This is a genomic window from Nocardioides sp. ChNu-153 (genome assembly GCF_030466625.1).
Lineage (GTDB): Bacteria > Actinomycetota > Actinomycetes > Propionibacteriales > Nocardioidaceae > Nocardioides.
In genome coordinates this window covers 573,128-590,951 of the sequence record NZ_JADEVT010000001.1, presented here as the reverse complement: position 1 = coordinate 590,951, position 17,824 = coordinate 573,128, and the positions used below count along the sequence as shown (strand labels likewise).

Below are 17,824 nucleotides of genomic sequence, written 5' to 3'. Positions count from 1 at the left end.
GATGGAGGGATGCGCGTCCCCCTCATCGGTCCCGTGGTCGGCCCCGTGCTGTCCCCCGTGCTCACGCCGGTCGTGGGCCCGGTGGTCGCGGACGCCCGGCAGCGCCTGGGCCAGGCACTCTTCACCCGGGTCGCGGGGCCGGACGGCGAGCGCATGCGGGCCCGCATCCACGGCCGACCCGGTCCGCGGCGCTTCTCGGTCGACGACCCCATCGGCCGGGTGCACGGCGACGCGTCCATGTTCGTCGGCGGCATGCGGGCGCTGATGCTCCAGACGCTGCACCCCTCGGCCATGGCCGGCGTCGCGCAGCACTCGGCCTACCGCGAGGACATGTGGGGGCGGCTCAACCGCACCGCCACGTTCCTCGCCACCACCACCTTCGCGACCGACGCGGACGCCGACGCGGCGATCAGCGCGATCCGCCGCATCCACGAGCGCATCACGGGCACGACGCGCGACGGCGTGCCCTACGCCGCCTCCGACCCCCACCTGCTGCGCTGGGTCCACGTCGCCGAGATCGACAGCTTCCTCGCCGCGCACCGGGCCTACGGCGCCGAGCCGCTGTCGCCGGAGGACACCGACACGTACGTCGCGCAGGCCGCCCACGTCGCCGAGGCCCTCGGCGCCACCGACGTCCCCCGCAGCCGGGCCGAGCTCGACGAGACCCTCGCCGCCTACCGCCCCGAGCTCCGCGCGACGCCCGAGGCCCGGGAGGCCGTGCGCTACCTGCTGCTCAAGCCCCCGCTCCCGCTGCCGGCCCGCGCGCCGTACGGCGTGCTCGCCGCCGCCGCGGTCGGGCTCATGCCGGCCTGGACGCGGCTGCCGCTGCGTCTGCCCTACCTGCCGCTGACCGAGCGCACCGTCGTGCCCGTCCTGGGCCGGCTGTCGACCGCGACCGTGCGGTGGGCCATGACGTCGGACCGCGACGTCGTCGACGAGCTGCGCGCTTCCACCACCGCGGGGGCCGCCGACGCGCGAGGATGAGCGCGTGCACCCGCCGCCGTACCAGCCGCCGCCGCCGCGCCCGCCCCACCAGCCGCCGTACGGCCAGCAGCCGTACGGCCAGCAGCCGGCGTACCCGCCGGCGTGGCTCGACCTCCACGTCAAGGGCAACGCGCTGACGTCGGCGCTCAACGGCCCGCGCGCGCTGGTCAACGGGGTGCCGGCGCGGGTCTCCTACGGCGGCAACCGCCTCCCGATCCCACCCGGGCCGGTGCAGGTGGAGTGCTACCTCCACTGGATCTTCCAGCAGGGCCGGGCCACGGTGCAGTTCCACGCCCGACCGGGCGACGTCGTGCCCGTCTTCTACGCGCCGCCCTACGTCGCGTTCGTCGGTGGTCGGATCGGGCACGTCCCGCAGCAGCGGCCGGGCCTGTGGGCGTTCCTGCTGCTCATGGTCGTCGTCCTGCTGGCGCTGACGCTCAACGTCGCGCTCTGGCTCGCCTGACGGATCTTCCCCGTCACTTGCGACCTTCTTGAAGGCGGGCGCGGGACGCCGACCCTAGGCTGGCGGCGGCGCGGATCCGGCCGCGCCAATCCCTCCCCGGAGTCGCCCTGATGCTTGCTGCCCTGTCGCCCGCGCGCCGCCACGCGCTCGCCGCCCTCGTCGCGCTGCTCGTGCTCGTCGCGGGCGCGGCCGTCGCCGTCGGCTCCACCTCCGTCGGCTCGCGGGCCGAGGCCGCGACCGCCACGAACGCCCGCCTCGTCGGGGCGATCCGCCAGGCCAACGGGCAGCTGTGGGGCGGGGCCGTCAAGGTCACCTTGTTCGACCGCAACTGGAAGCAGCTGGGCTACACGACGGCCCGCTCGACGTACTCGATCCCGGTCGTCGCCGGCACCTACCGGATCCAGGTGACCGACACCCGCCCGACGTACGACACCAACCGGTTCGCGCCCGCCGACCTCTACGTCCCCGTCGTCCCCGGCCAGACCCGGCAGGCCGACGCGGTCATGCGCAAGGGCGTCAGCATCACCGGCACCGTGACGACCGGCGGCGGCGTCGGCTCCTACGCCCGGGTGGTCGCCGCGAACCAGTACGGCCAGTCCTTCGAGACGACGGCCAATAACAACGGCCAGTTCGCCGTCGCCGGCATGCCGGCCGGCAACTACTCGGTCTTCACCTACGACGCGCGCCGCCAGTGGGCCGCCGGCAGCACCTACCTCCCCAGCCGCCGCGTCGGGGCCAACACGAACATCGCGATCAAGCTCAACTACCGCGCCGGCTCGCTCGTCGTGAACGTCGTCGGCGGCGGGCAGGACCTGCGGGGCACCGGCTGGGTGACGGCCACCAACCGCAGCAGCGGCCAGTGGTACGTCGCGCGCGCCACGAACGGCACCGTCAACTTCGCCGGCGTCGCGCCCGGCGCCTACAGCGTGACCGTCCCCGACATGGGCAACTACCTGGGCCGCACCGGCGCGCTGCCGGGCGGGCGCCACGTGCCGGCCGGCGGCGTCCTGTTCTCCGCCTTCGAGCTCGTGCAGCGCGGAGGCTCCGTCACCGGCTCCGTCACCGACGCCCGCGTCACCGACCGCGGCCTGCCGAGCGTGCTCGTGCGCCTCTTCGACAAGTACGGCGCGCCCGTCGGCAGCGCGTGGACCTCGCCGAGCGGCCGCTTCACCATCAACGGCGCCCTGCGCAGCAACGGCGGCTACAAGCTCGTCCTGGAGCGGCCCGACGGCGGCTGGGTGAAGTGGGGCACCGGCGGCAACGACCAGTGCCAGTACGCCGGCCTCACCACGACGGCCTTCACCATCCGCCAGGGCCAGGTCGCGAACGTCGGCCGCCTCGGCCTGCGCGCCGTCGGCCACCCGCAGAACGCGTTGTGCATCCCGCCGACCACGCCCACCACCGAGCCCACGGCGAGCCCGACGACCACGGCCCCGACGACCGCGCCGACCACGGCGCCCACGACGACCGCGCCCGCCCCGACGACCACCGTCACCGTGACGGCCACGCCGACGAGCACCGCCACGGCCAGCCCGACCACCCCGGCGCCCTCCGCCACGAGCAACCCGACCACCACGGTCACCGTGACGGTCACGCCGACCCCCTGACGCACCGGACCTGACGGCCCGACCCCCACGGCCCGTCCCTGACGCCCCCGACCGCCACCCGGCGCTCGGGGGCGTCGTGGTTGGGCGCGGTCGGAGAATGGGGGCATGTCCGACGTCGAGCTGCTCTCCGCCCGCGCCCTCGTCCTCGCCGACCTCGGGGCGCGCGGCTTCGCGGACGCGGAGGGTGTGTCGCTGCTGGAGAACGCGCTGTCGGAGCGCCGCTGGTGGGTCGAGCAGTGGCCCGACGGCCTCGCCTTCGTGGCCGGGCTCGTGGCCACCGACGTGCAGGACGCCCTGCTCGACCGCGGGTCGCGGTGGCCGACCTGCACCACGTGTCCCTCGGTGGAGGAGCACGCGCTGCGGGTCGACCCCGAGATCGGTGGGCCGGACCCGCACTGGGTGTGCGAGAACTCCGGCCAGGCGATCGCGCCGCTCGGGCGGCTCACCGCCGCCTGACGCCTGGGGCCTCAGGCGCTGGTGAGGTGCTCGCCCAGGAACGCGATGGTGCGCTCCATCGACACCTCGAACTGCGGGCCGAAGGCGTGCCCCTCCCCCGGGTAGGTCAGCAGCGTGCTGTCGACCCCGGCGGCCGTGAACGCCGCCTGCGTCTCCTCCGACCACACCACCGGGCACGTGTCGTCGGCGGTGCCGTGGTGGATGAGGACCGGCTCGGTGATCCGGTCGGCGTACGTCCGGGCCGACAGCCCCGCGTAGAACGCGGGGTTCTCCGCGGGCGTGCCGACGCCCGCGGTGAGCCGCTCGACCACCTCGGCCCGCTCGGGCACGGCCCAGCGCTCGTAGTTGTCGACGAAGTCGGAGCTGACCGGCGCGAAGACGACCGCCGCGTCGACAAGGCCCGGCTGCGCGACGAGCACGTTGTAGGCCACCGCGCCGCCCATGGAGCGACCGACCACCGCCGTGCGCGCCGCGTCGACGACCGGCTCCCGCTCGAGCGACCGCACCGCGTTGACGACGTCGCGGGTGTAGCCGAGGCGCGACTCCCGGTCGAGGTCGCTCGCGGGCGACGACGCCGCGTGGCCCCGGTAGTCGGTGTGGAGCACGACGTACCCCGCCCGGGCGAGCCGGTCCTGCTCGCGGCGCATGCCCTGGCCCGTGACGTAGGCCGACGGCTCGATGTAGCCGTGCGCGAGCACGACGGCCGGGAACGGCCCCGCGCCCTCCGGCACCAGCAGCACGCCGGAGACCGTCGTGCCGGAGCTGTCGTAGGTGACCTCGAAGCGTCGGTAGGGCCCCTCGGCCGCCGTCTCCCGCACCCGCTGCAGCGGGCCGCCGGCCATCTCCTCGCGCATCAGGGTGGGCAGCGACAGCTCGTGAGGTGCGGCGGGGAGGGCGTCCGCCGTACTGGTCGAGGACGGGGCCGACGCCGACGAGGACGCCGACGGCGGGGCCGGGGACGCGGGGGCCGACGACGCGGAGCCCGAGCCGTCCGCCGTGTCGTCGGACGCGCCGCTGCACGCGCCCGCGGCGAGCGCGAGGGCCAGCACGGCGGCGGCGAGGCGCACGGCGCGCCGGTGGGGAGGAACGGGCCGGAGGGGCGCGAGCGGGGTCATGGTTCCTCCTGCACGGGTGGACCCCGTCAGCGTAGCCAGCGGGTCCGTCCGGACGACCGCGTGCGGGGCGGCTGCGTCAGGGACGGTGGTCGACGTCGGCGCCGCCGGCGAGGTCGCCGCACCACACCGACGTGGCGCCCACCCGGGCGAGCAGCCGCCGGGCACCCTGGTCGCCGCCCGCGACCGCTCCCGCCGCGTCGAGGTGGTCGCGACCGAGCAGCACGGGGTGGCCGGGGCGGGGATCGGCGGGGTCGCCGTACGCCGCGCGCGCGGCCGTCGCCGGGCCGCTCCAGGCGGCGAGCACCCGTCGTACGACGTCGGGTCCCACGTCGGGCAGGTCGACCAGGTGCACGAGCACACCGGGGGCGTCGGAGGGTGCGGCGGACAGCCCCGCCCGCAGCGAGGCGCCCATGCCGTCCGCCCAGTCGGCGGCGACCACGACGTCCTCGGCGGGGTGCGGGACGGGGCCGGCGTCGAGCAGGGCGCGTGCCGCCGCGGCCTCGGCCCCGAGCACGACGAGGACCCGGGGACAGCCGCCGGCGCGCAGGGTGGCGACCGACCGCGTCAGCCAGTCGTCGACGAGCGCCTTCGGCCGGCCCATGCGCCGGCCCGCGCCAGCCGCCAGGAGGAGGCCGACGACGGCCGGTCGCCCGGCGGGTGCGGCGGGTGCGGCGGGTGCGGCGGGCTCGATGACGCCGGGCTCAGTCGTCGCTGAGCTGCACGTAGAGGGTGAAGCGGTCGGAGCGGTAGACCGAGCGCGACACCTCGACGACCTTGTCGCCCGCGACGGCGCGACGCGCGACGCGGAGCACCGGCGTACCCAGGCCGATCTCGAGCGCCTGGGCCTCCTCGGCGGTCGGCACGTCGGCCGTCACCGAGTCCTCCGCCCAGCTCGGGCGCAGGCCGCGCATCGACAGCGCGTGGTAGAGGCTCGTCGGCATGCCGCTCTGCAGGAAACCGGGGAGCAGCACCTCGTTGAGGTAGGCGTCCTCGATGCACATCGGCTGGCCGTCGGCGCGCCGCAGGCGCTTCCAGTGGATGACGGCGTCGCCCTCGGTGAGGTCGAGGGCCCGGGCCACGCCGGGGCCGGCCTGCTCGCGCCGCGCGAGGATGGTCTGCGACTCCGGCAGGAGCCCGCGGCGCTGCATCTCGGAGGTGTAGCTGAGCAGGCGCCCGACCTGGTTGCGGGGCTTGGCCACGAACGTGCCCCGTCCGGGCATCCGCTCGAGCAGGCCCTCCGCGACGAGCGCGTCCATCGCCTGGCGCACCGTCATGCGTGCGACGCCGAAGCGCTGCACCAGCTCGCGTTCCGAGGGAGCCGGCGTACCCGGCGCGCACTCGCCCACGAGGTCCCGCACGTACTCACGTACCTGCACGTGCTTGAGCGGCTCCCGCTCGACCACCACCGCGTTGTCCACGGGCTCACCGTAGGGACCCCGGGGCACCCGTGTCCGGCATTTCGACCTCAATTTCCGTACCAGGTTTCCCGAGAACGGACCAGGCGGACCGGCCGTGGACCAGACCAGGCCTGCGTCACTCCGTGCCGACGGCGCCCAGCACGTCGAGGCGGGCGGCGCGGCGCGCCGGCAGGACGGCGGCGAGCACCCCCACGACGAGCGCGGCGACGCCGAAGGCGGCGAGCTGGTCGACGGGCACGCTGACGACCTCCAGGCCCTCGTCGCGCAGGGCGCGCATGAGCACGACGCCGAGCACCACCCCGAGCACGAGCCCCAGGACGGCGCCGAGCAGCGCGATCACCACCGACTCCAGCGTGATCATCCAGCGCAGCTGCCCCCGGCCCAGCCCCACGGCGCGCAGCAGGCCGACCTCCCGCGTGCGCTCCACCACGGACAGGGCGAGGGTGTTGACGATGCCGAGCACCGCGATGACGAGGGCGAGACCGAGCAGGGCCAGCACGACGAGCACGAGCTGGTCGATGGGCTCGCGCTGCTCCGCGGCGTAGTCCGCCTGGTCCTTCACCGTCAGCAGCGGGTTGTCGGCGACCACGGCGTCGAGACGCTCCTGCGTCCCCACCAGCCCTCCGGGGGCGTCCTCGGCGACCTCGACGACGAGGGTGGAGTCGACGTCGCGGTAGCCGGCGTCGAGGAGCGTGCCGGTCGTCGTCGCGAGGGGGAACCCGATGACCGGGTCCGGCTCGACCAGCGCGACCACCGGGAGCGTGCGCTCGCCGCCGACCGTGCCGACGACCAGCTCGTCGCCCACCGCGATGCCCTCCTCCTCGGCCTCCTCGGTGTCGACGACGACCGTGCCGTCCCGCAGGTCGGCGAGGTCGCCCTCGACGACCTCCAGCTCGAGCCCGCGTCCGAGGTCGGCGGGGTCGAGACCGGCGAGGCCCTGGGGCCCGCCGTCGACCTCGACGACGCCGTAGCGCAGCGCCACCAGGCTCTCGACGCCCTCCACCTCGCGCATCGCCCCGGCCACCGCGGTCGAGAACCCCTGCCCGACCTGGTTGCTGACGACGAAGTCGCCGGGGAACGAGTCGGCGATGGTCTTGTCGACGGACGCCTTGGCGGAGTCGCCGAGGATCGCCATCGTCGAGGCCAGCGCGAGCCCGATCATCAGCGCCGACGCCGTGGCCGTCGTACGACGGGGGTTGCGCAGGGCGTTGAGGCCCGCGAGGTCCCCCACCGTCCCGAAGGCCCGGCGGTAGAGCGCGTGCGCCGCCAGCAGCACCGGCCGCCCGAGCAGCGGGCTCGCGGCCGAGACCCCGAGGAGCACGGCCAGGACCCCGGCGCCGAGCCACCAGAACGGGCGGGGCACGTCGCCGACGAGCCGCAGGCCGAGCAGCACGGCCACCGCCCCGCCCGCGACCAGCACCAGCCCCAGCAGGCTGCGGCGGCGGATGGTCGTCTCGGGGAGGGCCACGTCGTCGCGCAGCGCCTGCACGGGGGCGATGCGGGTGGTGCGGCGCGCCGGTCCCCAGGCCGCGGCCATCGTGACGAGCACGCCCACCGCGTACGCCGCGAGGACCGTGCGCGGCTCCAGCACGAGCGGCTGGCCCTCGAGGTCGAGCCCGAACCGGCCGAAGAGCGTGCGGATGGCGATCGCGAGCACGACACCGAGCCCCAGGCCGAGGGTCGAGCCGACGAGGCCGAGCACGAGCGCCTCCAGCTGCACCGAGCGCACCACCTGGCCGCGGGAGGCGCCGAGGGCGCGCAGGAGGGCGAGCTCGCGGCTGCGCTGGGCGACGAGCATCGAGAACGTGTTGACGATGAGGAAGCCGCCGACGACGAGCGCGATGCCGGCGAAGATGAGCAGGAAGGTGGTGAGGAACGAGATGGCCTCGAGCAGCACCGAGGCGGTCTCGTCGGAGGCCTGCTCCCCCGTCACCGCCTCGACGCCGTCGGGCAGCAGGGGCGCCACCGCGTCGCGCAGCTCGGTCTGCGAGGTGCCGTCGGCGGCGCTGACCCACACCTCGGTGTAGGCGTCCGGCTCGCCGAGGAGCAGGGTCTGGGCAACTGGCATCTCGAGCACCGTCACCGTCGCGCCGTTCAGCGAGGCCCGGTCCCCGAAGGCGACGAGGCCGACCAGGGTCGCCGAGAGCGTCGGGCGCTCGGACGCCGTCACGAGGGAGACGGTGTCGCCGAGCTCGTAGCCGGCCCGCTCCGCCGTCGCCGCGTCGAGCGCCACCTCGGCCTCGCCCTCGGGCGCGCGCCCGGCGGTCAGGTTCAGCCCCTCCCCGCCGCCCGCGCTCGGGGCGGTGTCGAACCCCAGGCCGAGCCCCGGCGCCCCCTGGGCCCCGACCACCTTGCCGTCGACGTCGACGACGTTGACGCCCGGCACGGTGACCTTGCCGTCGACCCGGGCCGCGCCGCCGCCGCCCGTCAGCTCGGCGGCGAGCTCGCCGACGAGGGAGGCCGGCACGGTGCGGCTCGTGCCGCCCGGCCCACCCGGGCCACCCAACCCGGTGCCGGACGCGGGCCGCACGACGACGTCGCCCACGGTGGAGGAGAACAGCGACGTGAAGGAGCGCTCGAGGGTGTCGGAGAACATGAGCGAGCCGGAGGTGAAGGCCACCCCGAGCACGACGGCGAACGTGCTCATCACCAGGCGCACCTTGCGTCCGAGCAGGCTCCGCCAGGCCGCGCGGAGCATCAGGCGTCGCCGCTCGGCGCGGGCGCCACGCCGGGGTCGGTCCGGGCCATGGCCGCCAGCACCTGCTCGCGGTCGGGCGCGCGCAGCTCGTCCACGACGCGACCGTCGGCGAGCAGCACGACGCGGTCGGTGAAGGCCGCGGCGACCGCGTCGTGGGTGACCATGACGACCGTCTGGCCGACCTCGTCCGCGCTGCGCCGCAGGAGCCCGAGCACCTCGGCGCCGGAGCGCGAGTCGAGGTTGCCGGTCGGCTCGTCGGCGAAGACGACGTCGGGGCGGCTCACGAGGGCGCGGGCGATGGCCACCCGCTGCTGCTGCCCGCCCGACAGCTCGTTCGGCTTGTGGCGCAGTCGGGGCGCGAGTCCGACGGTGGCGATGACCGAGGCCAGCACGTCCGGGTCCGGCTTGCGGCCCGCGATCGCCAGCGGCAGGAGGATGTTCTCCTCCGCCGTGAGCGTGGGCACGAGGTTGAACGACTGGAAGACGAACCCCACGCGGTCGCGCCGCAGCCGGGTGAGCTCGCGGTCGCCGAGCCCCACCAGTTCGGTGTCGCCCAGCACGACCGAACCCGAGTCCGGCGTGTCGAGACCCGCGCAGCAGTGCATGAGCGTCGACTTGCCGGAGCCGCTCGGGCCCATCACGGCGGTGAACTCGCCGCGCCCGATGTCGAGCGTGACGCCGTCGAGGGCGTGGACGCGGGACTCGCCCGCGCCGTACGTGCGCACGAGGTCGCGCACGCGGACCGCCGGGGGGCGCGACGGGGTCGGCGCCGGCGTCGCATCGGGCTCGGGCCTCATGCACCCACTCTCCCGGGTGCCCGGTCACGGCACCAGGGCGAGCCCTGGTCGGTCGCACACCTGTTCGACTACGCTCCCGCCATGGACTTCCAGGCGACCCTCTTCGCGACAGCGCCCGAGGCCGAGGCCGGGGCGGACGCCGGGGCCGGCCTGGCCGGCCGGGTGGAGCGGCACGAGCTCAGCGCGGGCGCCTGGGTGGACGTGGCGCGCGACTGGCTGGCCGCCGACGCGGACGCGGTGTTCGACGCGCTCGTGACGCGCGTGCCGTGGCGGGCCGAGCGGCGCCAGATGTACGACCGGGTGGTCGACGTGCCGCGCCTGCTCCACACGTACGGCGCGGGCCAGTCCCTGCCCCACCCCGCCCTGGAGCGCGCGCGGGACGAGCTGAGCGCGCACTACGCCGACGAGCTGGGCGAGCCGTTCACGACGGCGGGCTGCTGCTACTACCGCGACGGCCACGACTCGGTGGCTTGGCACGGCGACACCATCGGTCGCGGGTCCACCCACGACACGATGGTCGCCATCGTCTCGGTCGGCGACCCGCGGCGGCTCGCGCTGCGCCCGCGCGGCGGGGGCGAGGCCCTGTCGTTCGTGATGGGTCACGGGGACCTCGTCGTCATGGGCGGCTCGTGCCAGCGCACGTGGGAGCACGCCGTGCCGAAGGTCGCCCACGCGGGCCCGCGCCTGTCGGTGCAGTTCCGCCCCGCCGGGGTCTTCTGACCCGGCGGGCCGGGAAAACCGGAGGCGCCAGGCCGCCCGCCGACCCTAGGCTCGGCGCCCATGACCGATCTCGATGCCGGCACCTCCGTCCGCCTGGAGGAGGACGACGAGCGCGGTGGCACCTTCGAGGGTCACAGCGCGTTCGCCCGCCACTCGCCCCACTACCTGGAGGAGGACACGCCGGACCGGCACGACCGCCGGCACGACGTCGTCGTCCGCACCGCGCCCGCCCAGTTCGACCGCACGAACGCCGACGACGTCGACCGCGTCCAGCACGAGCTGATGCTCCAGCTCGCCGGCGCGGTCGACGACCACTGCCTCCGCGCGGTGCTCGCCGCCGCACCCGCCGCGGGCACCACCGTCGACGACGTCGGGGCCGACGACCTCGACGCCTGGCTGGCGGACGCCGCGTGCGCGGTCAGCCTCGACACCCGCAGCGCGTGCGACGTGGAGGCCGTCCTCGACGTCGAGCTCGACGCCTTCCTCGAGCAGCAGCGCGGCGGGTGCGGCGCGCCGTACGTCGACCTGGGCTGGACCCGGTGCGACACGGCGCCGATGGCGCGCGGCGCGGCGGTGGACGAGGGATTCCACGTGGCCCTCTCGACCGAGCACCTCCTGGGCCTGTCGAGCCGCGCCGCGCTCTTCTACATCTCGCACGTGCTGGGCGCCGACGAGTACCTGAGCGCCCGTTGCGAGCTCGCCTACGCGCCGCGCCTGCGCTTCCACCCCGGCGCCGTGCGGGTCGCCCGCGTCCGCTTCGACCACGAGGCGCACTGGCGCCGGCTCGTGGGCGAGCGCCGTGCGCGGGCGGCCGACCGGGCGCGCGACCGCGTCCGGCACGGCGAGGGCCGGCGCGGCATGCTGGACGGGTGAGCCCCTCCCCCGACGCGCCCGACCTCGACCGCCGGATCGCCGCAGCGGTCGACGACCTGCTGGACGCCCGCGCCGCCGGCGCGACCATCTGTCCCTCCGAGGCGGCGCGCCGCGTCGCGGGCGACGACGGCGACTGGCGCGCCCTCATGGACCCGGTGCGCGCGGTCGTCGGTGACCTGGTGGGCCAGGGCCGGGTCGAGGTGACCCAGGGGGGCGAGGTCGTCGACCTCGCCACCGCGCGCGGACCGATCCGGGTACGACGCGCCCGCTGACGGCACGAGGCCCCCGCTCCCGGGTGGGAGCGAGGGCCTCGCGGGTGGTGCTGGTGGAGCGGCAGACTCAGAAGTCCATGCCGCCCATGCCGCCGGTCGGGTCGCCACCGGGGGCGCCCGCCTTCTCCGGCTTGTCGGCCACGACGGCCTCGGTGGTGAGGAACAGCGCGGCGATCGACGCGGCGTTCTGCAGCGCGGAACGCGTCACCTTCGCCGGGTCGATGATGCCCGCGGCGACGAGGTCGACGTACTCGCCCGTGGCGGCGTTGAGGCCGTGACCCGGGGTCAGGTTGCGCACCTTCTCCGCCACGACGCCGCCCTCGAGGCCGGCGTTGATCGCGATCTGCTTGAGCGGGGCCTCGATGGCGAGACGCACGATGTTCGCGCCCGTCGCCTCGTCGCCCGTGAGCTCGAGCTTGTCGAACGCCGTGGCACCGGCCTGGACGAGGGCGACGCCACCACCGGCGACGATGCCCTCCTCGACGGCGGCCTTGGCGTTGCGCACCGCGTCCTCGATGCGGTGCTTGCGCTCCTTGAGCTCGACCTCGGTGGCCGCGCCGACCTTGATGACGGCCACGCCGCCGGCCAGCTTGGCGAGGCGCTCCTGGAGCTTCTCGCGGTCGTAGTCCGAGTCGCTGTTCTCGATCTCGGCACGGATCTGGTTGACGCGACCGTTGATCTGGTCGCCGTCGCCGGCGCCCTCGACGATCGTGGTCTCGTCCTTCGTGACGACGACCTTGCGCGCCTGGCCGAGGAGCTCGATGCCCGCGGTCTCGAGCGAGAGGCCGACGGTCTCGGAGATGACCTGGCCGCCGGTGAGGATCGCGATGTCCTGCAGCATGGCCTTGCGGCGGTCGCCGAAGCCCGGGGCCTTGACGGCGACGGACTTGAACGTGCCGCGGATCTTGTTGACGACCAGCGTCGAGAGGGCCTCGCCGTCGACGTCCTCCGAGATGATGAGGAGCGGCTTGCCGGTCTGGATGACCTTCTCCAGCAGCGGCAGCAGGTCCTTCACGTTCGAGATCTTGCTCTCGACGAGGAGCAGGTAGGCGTCCTCCAGGACGGCCTCCATGCGCTCCATGTCGGTGGCGAAGTAGGCCGAGATGTAGCCCTTGTCGAACCGCATGCCCTCGGTCAGCTCGAGGTCGATGCCGAAGGTGTTCGACTCCTCGACGGTGATGACGCCTTCCTTGCCGACCTTGTCCATCGCCTCGGCGATGATGTCGCCGACGGTCGGGTCGGCGGCGGAGATGGCCGCGGTCGCAGCGATCTGCTCCTTGGTCTCGATCTCCTTGGCGAGCGCCAGCAGCTGCTCGGAGACGGACGCGACGGCGGCCTCGATGCCCCGCTTGAGGGCGATCGGGTTGGAGCCGGCGGCGACGTTGCGCAGACCCTCGCGGACCAGCGCCTGCGCGAGGACGGTGGCCGTCGTCGTGCCGTCACCGGCGACGTCGTCGGTCTTCTTGGCGACCTCCTTGACCAGCTCGGCGCCGATCTTCTCGTAGGGGTCCTCGAGCTCGATCTCCTTGGCGATGCTCACACCGTCGTTGGTGATCGTGGGGGCACCCCACTTCTTCTCGAGCACGACGTTGCGGCCCTTGGGACCGAGGGTGACCTTGACGGCATCGGCGAGGGTGTTCATCCCACGCTCGAGACCGCGCCGGGCCTCCTCGTTGAAAGCGATGAGCTTCGACATGTTCTCCTGCGATTCCTTGTCTGCTGGAGAGTGCGGATGGCCCGGGTCGTCGCCCGCGACGGACGGTCAGGCCGACCGGCGGACCCTTCCCACCGTCGCTGCTGACCTCGACTCACCGAGCCGGGTGGTGCTGCACGTTCGGTGGCACTCTCACCAGGAGAGTGCCAGTCCAATGTCTAGCACTCGACCCCCGGGAGTGCAAGGAGACGAGCCGTCAGCCGAGGCGCCGCACGACGAGCTCGGCGACGTGCTCGGCCATCTCGGGGGCCACGTCGAGGTAGAGCCCGGGCTCGATGAGCTCGAGCTCGCTCACCGCCCACGCGCCGTCGTGGTGGAGCAGGTCGACGCGGGCGTAGTCGAGCGTCGTCGAGCGCAACTCCTGGGCCGCCTCGACGGCCCGGCGGGCCACGACGGCGATCTCGTCGACCAGCGGCACGGCGCGGGAGCTCCCGCCGTACTGCTCGTGCACCCGCACCTCGCCCCCGGCGGGACGCTTGTCCACCTGCAGCACGGGACGCCCGTCGAGGACGAAGACGGAGGTCTCGCCGGTCGTGCGCACGGACGCGACCAGCGGCTGCACGACCCACGGCCCGGCCGTCAGGCCCTCCAGGCGCGGGTCCTCCACGGAGTCCACGACCACGACCCCCACCCCGCCGGCGCCGGTGGCGGGCTTGACGACGACCGTCCCCCAGTCCGCGGTCGCCGCGGCGAGGACGGGGCGCAGGGTGGCGTCGTCGACGGCCCGGGTCGGCACCGTCGGCACGCTCTCGGCCAGGCCGACGAGGTAGGTCTTGTCGGCGTTCCACGCGAACGTGGCGGCGCCGTTGAGCAGGCGCGTCGCGGCCTCGGTACGGCGCGCCCACTCCAGGAAGGCGGGCAGCCGGCGGTGGTAGTCCCACGTCGCGCGCACCGCGACGAGGTCGGCCCCGGCCCAGTCGACGGCCGGGTCGTCCCAGACCGCCCATCGGGCGTCGACACCGCGCGCGTCGAGGGCGGCGACGAGCCGCTCCCCGCCGGTCTCGCCCGCCGGGGCGAGCTGGAAGGTGGCGAGGAGGACGGTGGGACGGGCGGCGGGGCGGGCGGCGGCGGTCACCGCGGAAGCCTAGGACGCCGTGGAGGTGCCCGCCGGACCGGTCGCGTCCGCGTGGTCGCGCGGCCCGCCCACGACCTGGTCGTCGATGCCCCAGTCGTCGGCGTCCCAGCCCTCGCGCGGCCCCGCTGCCTCGACCGCTGCCTCGACCGCTGCTTCGACCCCGGCCTCGACCGGGGCGGCGGGGGGTGCGTGGTGCCCGAACGGCACCTCGTCGACGTGGCCCAGCGCTGCCAGCACGGACGGCAGGACGGCCTTGGCCGTGCGCTTGTAGCCCGCCGCGCTGGGGTGGAACCGGTCGAGGCTGAACATCTCGTCCGGGTTGGTGATGAAGAACGGACCGACCACGTCGGCGAGCGAGACCACGCGGGCGCCGGCGGCGACGGCGGCGACCCGCTGCGCGGCGGCGAGCTGGCGCGAGGCCCGCGAGCCGAGCGAGCGCAGCGGCTGGGGCACGGGACGCAGGGCACCGAGGTCGGGGCACGTGCCGACGACCACGGGGATGCCCCGCTCGCGGAGCGCCTCGATCGCCTCCCGCAGGTGGCGCACCGAGTCGGCGACGGGCACGCGGTGGGTCACGTCGTTGCCGCCCACCACCAGCACGGCGACGTCGGCGCGGTAGTCGGGCGGCAGCACGGCCAGCTGGTCGCCCAGCATGCTCGACTCGGCGCCGACCTGCGCGACGCTGCGCAGCCGCACGGGGCGCTCCAGCTCGCTCGCGACGTGCTTGGCGACGCGGGCGCCGAAGGTGTCGCCGGGCGTCTCCGCGCCCAGGCCGGCGGCGATGGAGTCGCCGAGGACGAGCAGCTCGACGGGCCGCCCGCCGTACCGCTTGCGGTAGGTCTTGTCCGCGTCCAGCGCCTGCTCCCCGAGCGGCTTGCCGATGAGGCGCCGCGCCGTCGCGGCCTGGCGGCGCAGGAGCGACCTCCCGCCGTACCCCACCGCGACCCCGACACCACCGGCAGCAGTCGCGACCGCGACCGCGGCGCGCACCTTCGACGAAGCAGACATGCGCTCGTTGATGCCCGACGCGCACGAGCGCGAGGTGAACGCGCCGCCAACGCGGCGTGCCCTGCCCCCGACACTTGAGGCGGCCGCCCGGGACCGCTCACCAACGGGCAGACGCACGACGGCCCCGCCCCCTCCCGGGAGCGGGGCCGCGTGGCGCGGTCCGTGCGGCGGCTCAGGCCAGGCCGGTGGCGGCGAACGCCGCGTAGTTCGGCGCGATCGTCGCGGCCGGCGCGACCGCCCCGGCGACGGCGTCGAGCGTCTTGAGGCCGTGGCCCGTGTTGATGACCACCGTCTCCTTGGTGGTGTCGAGCTGGCCGGTCTCGACGAGCTTCTTCAGCACGCCGACGGTGGTGCCGCCCGCGGTCTCGGTGAAGATGCCCTCGGTGCGGGCGAGCAGCACGATGGCCTCGCGCACCTCGTCGTCGCTGACGTCCTCGACGACCCCGCCGGTGCGGCGGCACACGTCGAGCACGTAGGGCCCGTCGGCCGGGTTGCCGATGGCGAGCGACTTGGCGATCGTGTCGGGCTTGACCGGGCGGACGACCTTCTTGCCGTCCTTGAACGCCGCCGCGACGGGCGAGCAGCCCGTGGCCTGGGCGCCGAAGATCGTGTACGGCTTGTCCTCGACCAGACCGAGCTGGATCAGCTCCTGGAACGCCTTGTCGACCTTCGTCAGCTGCGAGCCCGAGGCGACGGGGATGACGACCTGGTCGGGCAGGCGCCACCCGAGCTGCTCGGCGATCTCGTAGCCCAGCGTCTTCGACCCCTCGGCGTAGAAGGGGCGCACGTTGACGTTGACGAACGCCCAGCCCCCCTCCTCGCCCGCGATCTCGGAGGCCAGCTTGTTGACGTCGTCGTAGTTGCCCTCGACGGCCACCAGCGAGTCGGTGAAGACGGCCGAGTTCACGACCTTCGGCGTCTCGAGGTTGCTGGGGATGAACACGACCGTGCGGATGCCGGCGCGGGCGCCCGCAGCGGCGACGGCGTTGGCCAGGTTCCCGGTGGAGGGGCAGGCGAACACGCGGCTGCCGAGCTCGCGGGCGGCGCTGAGCGCGCAGGCGACGACCCGGTCCTTGAAGGAGTTCGTCGGGTTCGTCGAGTCGTCCTTGACCCACAGCTTCTCCAGGCCGAGGGTCGCGGCCAGGTTGCGCGCCTCCAGCAGCCGCGTGAAGCCGGGCTCGGTGTTGGGGCTGCTCGCGATGTCGGTCGGCACCGGCAGGAGCGCCTGGTAGCGCCAGATGTTGCGGGGCCCGGCCTCGATCTCCTCGCGCGTCACCGCCGGGAAGTCGTAGGCCACCTCCAGGGGGCCGAAGCACTCCGGACAGGCGTAGGAGGGACCCAGCTCCACCTGGTGGCCGCACTCGCGGCACGAGAGGGCGGTGGCGTTGCCGAACGCGCCCTCGCGGAGGGTGGGGCTGCCGGGGGCGGGGCTGGTGGCGGGCGTGGTGCCCGCGGTGGTCTCGGTCTCGACGACGGACGCGCTCATGAGTCCTCCTTCTCATCTTCCCCGCGACGTCCCTCGCCGTGGGCCGGAATTAGCACCGTTTCCACGACTGCCGACGGGGCGCCGGCAGGGAGACGTGGCGGTTGCCGGGACTTCACAGGGCCGTTCCCTCAGTCCCTCTCGATGAGCTGTGCGTCAGCGTAGGGAGGGGCGCGAGCGGGGCGCGAATCGTCGTACCGTCATGTGGGACACGTGTCCACCCACTGGGACACGCGCGGCCGTCACCCCGCCGTGGCGCGGCGGAGCACGGCCGGGACCGACGTCAGGCGCGGACGGACGCGGCGTCGGAGGCGAGCCGTCGGAGCAGGTCCAGCACGCCCTCCGGGCCGGGTACGACGACGTCGGCCAGGTCGGCGAGCGCGCTCTGCTCCTCCGACGCCGAGCAGACCAGCAGCGCGGGCATCCCCTGGTTGCGCAGGTCCGCCACGGCCTTGAAGGCCTCGACGTCGCCGAGGTCGTCGCCGGCGAAGACGAAGCCACCGGCGCGGGTCTCGCGCACCAGCGTGCGCACGGCCTCGCCCTTGTGCATGCCCGGCGAGCGCACCTCGATGACCGACCGGCCCGGCTCGACGCCGAGCTCGTTGGCGGCCGCCAGCTCCGACACCAGGGGCATGAGGCGCTCGAACGCGCCCTGCGGGTCGGCCAGACGACGGGTGTGGACCGCGATGGCCAGGCCCTTCTCCTCGACGTACGCCTCCGTGGCGTCCGCGGTGCGCAGCACCTTCGGCAGGCCGGCGAGGAAGGTCGAGAGCCCGTGCGGCGGGCGGGGCGAGCGGACGCGGCGGTCCTGGGTGTCCCAGCGCTCGTTGCCGTACTGCCCGAAGACGTAGAGGTCGCTGCCGGCGTCGTGCACCAGCTCGCCCACCTCGTCGAGACCACCGAGGGCCAGCACCTGGCGCGCGGGACGACCCGTCACCACGGCGAGGGCGCGCACGTGCACCGCGAGGTCGACGAGCACGCCCGGCGCGTCGTCGTGGATGTGGGCCGTGGCGGGGTCGTCGACGATCGGCGAGAGGGTGCCGTCGAAGTCGAGCGCGACCACGGTCGAGGCCGCCACCTTCACCACCGCGGCGTAGTGCCGCTCGGCGCTCGGGGAGGAGAACTCCATGACGGACAGTGG

General features: G+C 74.7%; 17 protein-coding genes and 1 riboswitch. Of the genes, 7 read left to right on the top strand and 10 right to left on the bottom strand.

Translation table 11 applies throughout. The features are described from left to right. Positions 1-9 precede the first annotated feature (9 nt). The 4 genes from INN71_RS03030 (at position 10) to INN71_RS03015 (ending at position 3,510) form a co-directional block, all read left to right on the top strand. Positions 10-984, top strand: coding sequence for an oxygenase MpaB family protein (locus INN71_RS03030; RefSeq protein ID WP_277499335.1), 975 nt, complete (start codon positions 10-12; stop codon positions 982-984). A 4-nt stretch (positions 985-988) separates the two neighbouring features. Then, entirely contained in the window at positions 989-1,447 is a 459-nt protein-coding gene (locus INN71_RS03025; protein ID WP_277499332.1) for a hypothetical protein, read from the top strand. A gap of 110 nt (positions 1,448-1,557) precedes the next feature. Then, positions 1,558-3,054, top strand: a complete 1,497-nt coding sequence (locus INN71_RS03020; RefSeq protein WP_277499330.1) for a hypothetical protein — start codon at positions 1,558-1,560, stop codon at positions 3,052-3,054. A gap of 105 nt (positions 3,055-3,159) precedes the next feature. Next, positions 3,160-3,510 (top strand): hypothetical protein, encoded by a 351-nt coding sequence (locus tag INN71_RS03015; RefSeq protein WP_277499329.1) that lies wholly within the window; start codon positions 3,160-3,162, stop codon positions 3,508-3,510. Between the two features lie 11 nt (positions 3,511-3,521). Here INN71_RS03015 and INN71_RS03010 read toward each other — a convergent pair whose 3' ends face one another. From INN71_RS03010 to INN71_RS02990, 5 genes are all read right to left on the bottom strand, one after another. Continuing rightward, positions 3,522-4,625: a S9 family peptidase gene (locus INN71_RS03010; protein ID WP_277499326.1), complete on the bottom strand. Its 1,104-nt coding sequence runs from the start codon at positions 4,623-4,625 to the stop codon at positions 3,522-3,524. A 76-nt stretch (positions 4,626-4,701) separates the two neighbouring features. Next, positions 4,702-5,250, bottom strand: a complete 549-nt coding sequence (locus INN71_RS03005; protein ID WP_277499361.1) for an NTP transferase domain-containing protein — start codon at positions 5,248-5,250, stop codon at positions 4,702-4,704. Positions 5,251-5,326: 76 nt separating this feature from the next. Continuing rightward, on the bottom strand, positions 5,327-6,043 hold the full coding sequence (locus tag INN71_RS03000; RefSeq protein WP_277499324.1) for a GntR family transcriptional regulator: 717 nt from the start codon (positions 6,041-6,043) through the stop codon (positions 5,327-5,329). Positions 6,044-6,158: 115 nt separating this feature from the next. Continuing rightward, the gene (locus INN71_RS02995; protein WP_277499322.1) at positions 6,159-8,690 is read right to left on the bottom strand and encodes an ABC transporter permease; all 2,532 of its coding nucleotides are present in this window, start codon (positions 8,688-8,690) and stop codon (positions 6,159-6,161) included. A 50-nt stretch (positions 8,691-8,740) separates the two neighbouring features. Further along, a complete protein-coding gene (locus INN71_RS02990) occupies positions 8,741-9,538 on the bottom strand; it encodes an ABC transporter ATP-binding protein (RefSeq protein ID WP_277499320.1) in 798 nt (265 codons plus the stop codon). Between the two features lie 81 nt (positions 9,539-9,619). On the opposite strand from INN71_RS02990, the gene INN71_RS02985 reads away from it, so the two are divergent. From INN71_RS02985 to INN71_RS02975, 3 genes are read left to right on the top strand one after another with little or no spacing between them, the layout of a single operon-like run. After that, on the top strand, positions 9,620-10,258 hold the full coding sequence (locus INN71_RS02985) for an alpha-ketoglutarate-dependent dioxygenase AlkB (RefSeq protein ID WP_277499318.1): 639 nt from the start codon (positions 9,620-9,622) through the stop codon (positions 10,256-10,258). 60 nt (positions 10,259-10,318) lie between these two features. Continuing rightward, positions 10,319-11,131, top strand: coding sequence for a hypothetical protein (locus INN71_RS02980; RefSeq protein WP_277499317.1), 813 nt, complete (start codon positions 10,319-10,321; stop codon positions 11,129-11,131). Then, the gene (locus INN71_RS02975; RefSeq protein WP_277499316.1) at positions 11,128-11,403 is read left to right on the top strand and encodes a DUF3253 domain-containing protein; all 276 of its coding nucleotides are present in this window, start codon (positions 11,128-11,130) and stop codon (positions 11,401-11,403) included. The genes INN71_RS02980 and INN71_RS02975 overlap by 4 nt, the downstream gene beginning before the upstream one ends. A gap of 67 nt (positions 11,404-11,470) precedes the next feature. Here INN71_RS02975 and groL read toward each other — a convergent pair whose 3' ends face one another. The 5 genes from groL to otsB form a co-directional block, all read right to left on the bottom strand. Then, a complete protein-coding gene (groL, locus tag INN71_RS02970; RefSeq protein ID WP_277499315.1) occupies positions 11,471-13,099 on the bottom strand; it encodes a chaperonin GroEL in 1,629 nt (542 codons plus the stop codon). Between the two features lie 214 nt (positions 13,100-13,313). Beyond that, positions 13,314-14,192 (bottom strand): RimK family alpha-L-glutamate ligase, encoded by an 879-nt coding sequence (locus tag INN71_RS02965; protein ID WP_277499314.1) that lies wholly within the window; start codon positions 14,190-14,192, stop codon positions 13,314-13,316. Positions 14,193-14,201: 9 nt separating this feature from the next. After that, positions 14,202-15,200: an SGNH/GDSL hydrolase family protein gene (locus INN71_RS02960; RefSeq protein WP_277499312.1), complete on the bottom strand. Its 999-nt coding sequence runs from the start codon at positions 15,198-15,200 to the stop codon at positions 14,202-14,204. A 172-nt stretch (positions 15,201-15,372) separates the two neighbouring features. Beyond that, entirely contained in the window at positions 15,373-16,686 is a 1,314-nt protein-coding gene (thrC, locus tag INN71_RS02955; protein WP_301799489.1) for a threonine synthase, read from the bottom strand. A 9-nt stretch (positions 16,687-16,695) separates the two neighbouring features. Continuing rightward, positions 16,696-16,834, bottom strand: a riboswitch (SAM riboswitch). 132 nt (positions 16,835-16,966) lie between these two features. After that, the gene (gene otsB / locus INN71_RS02950) at positions 16,967-17,812 is read right to left on the bottom strand and encodes a trehalose-phosphatase (RefSeq protein WP_277499309.1); all 846 of its coding nucleotides are present in this window, start codon (positions 17,810-17,812) and stop codon (positions 16,967-16,969) included. Positions 17,813-17,824 lie beyond the last annotated feature (12 nt).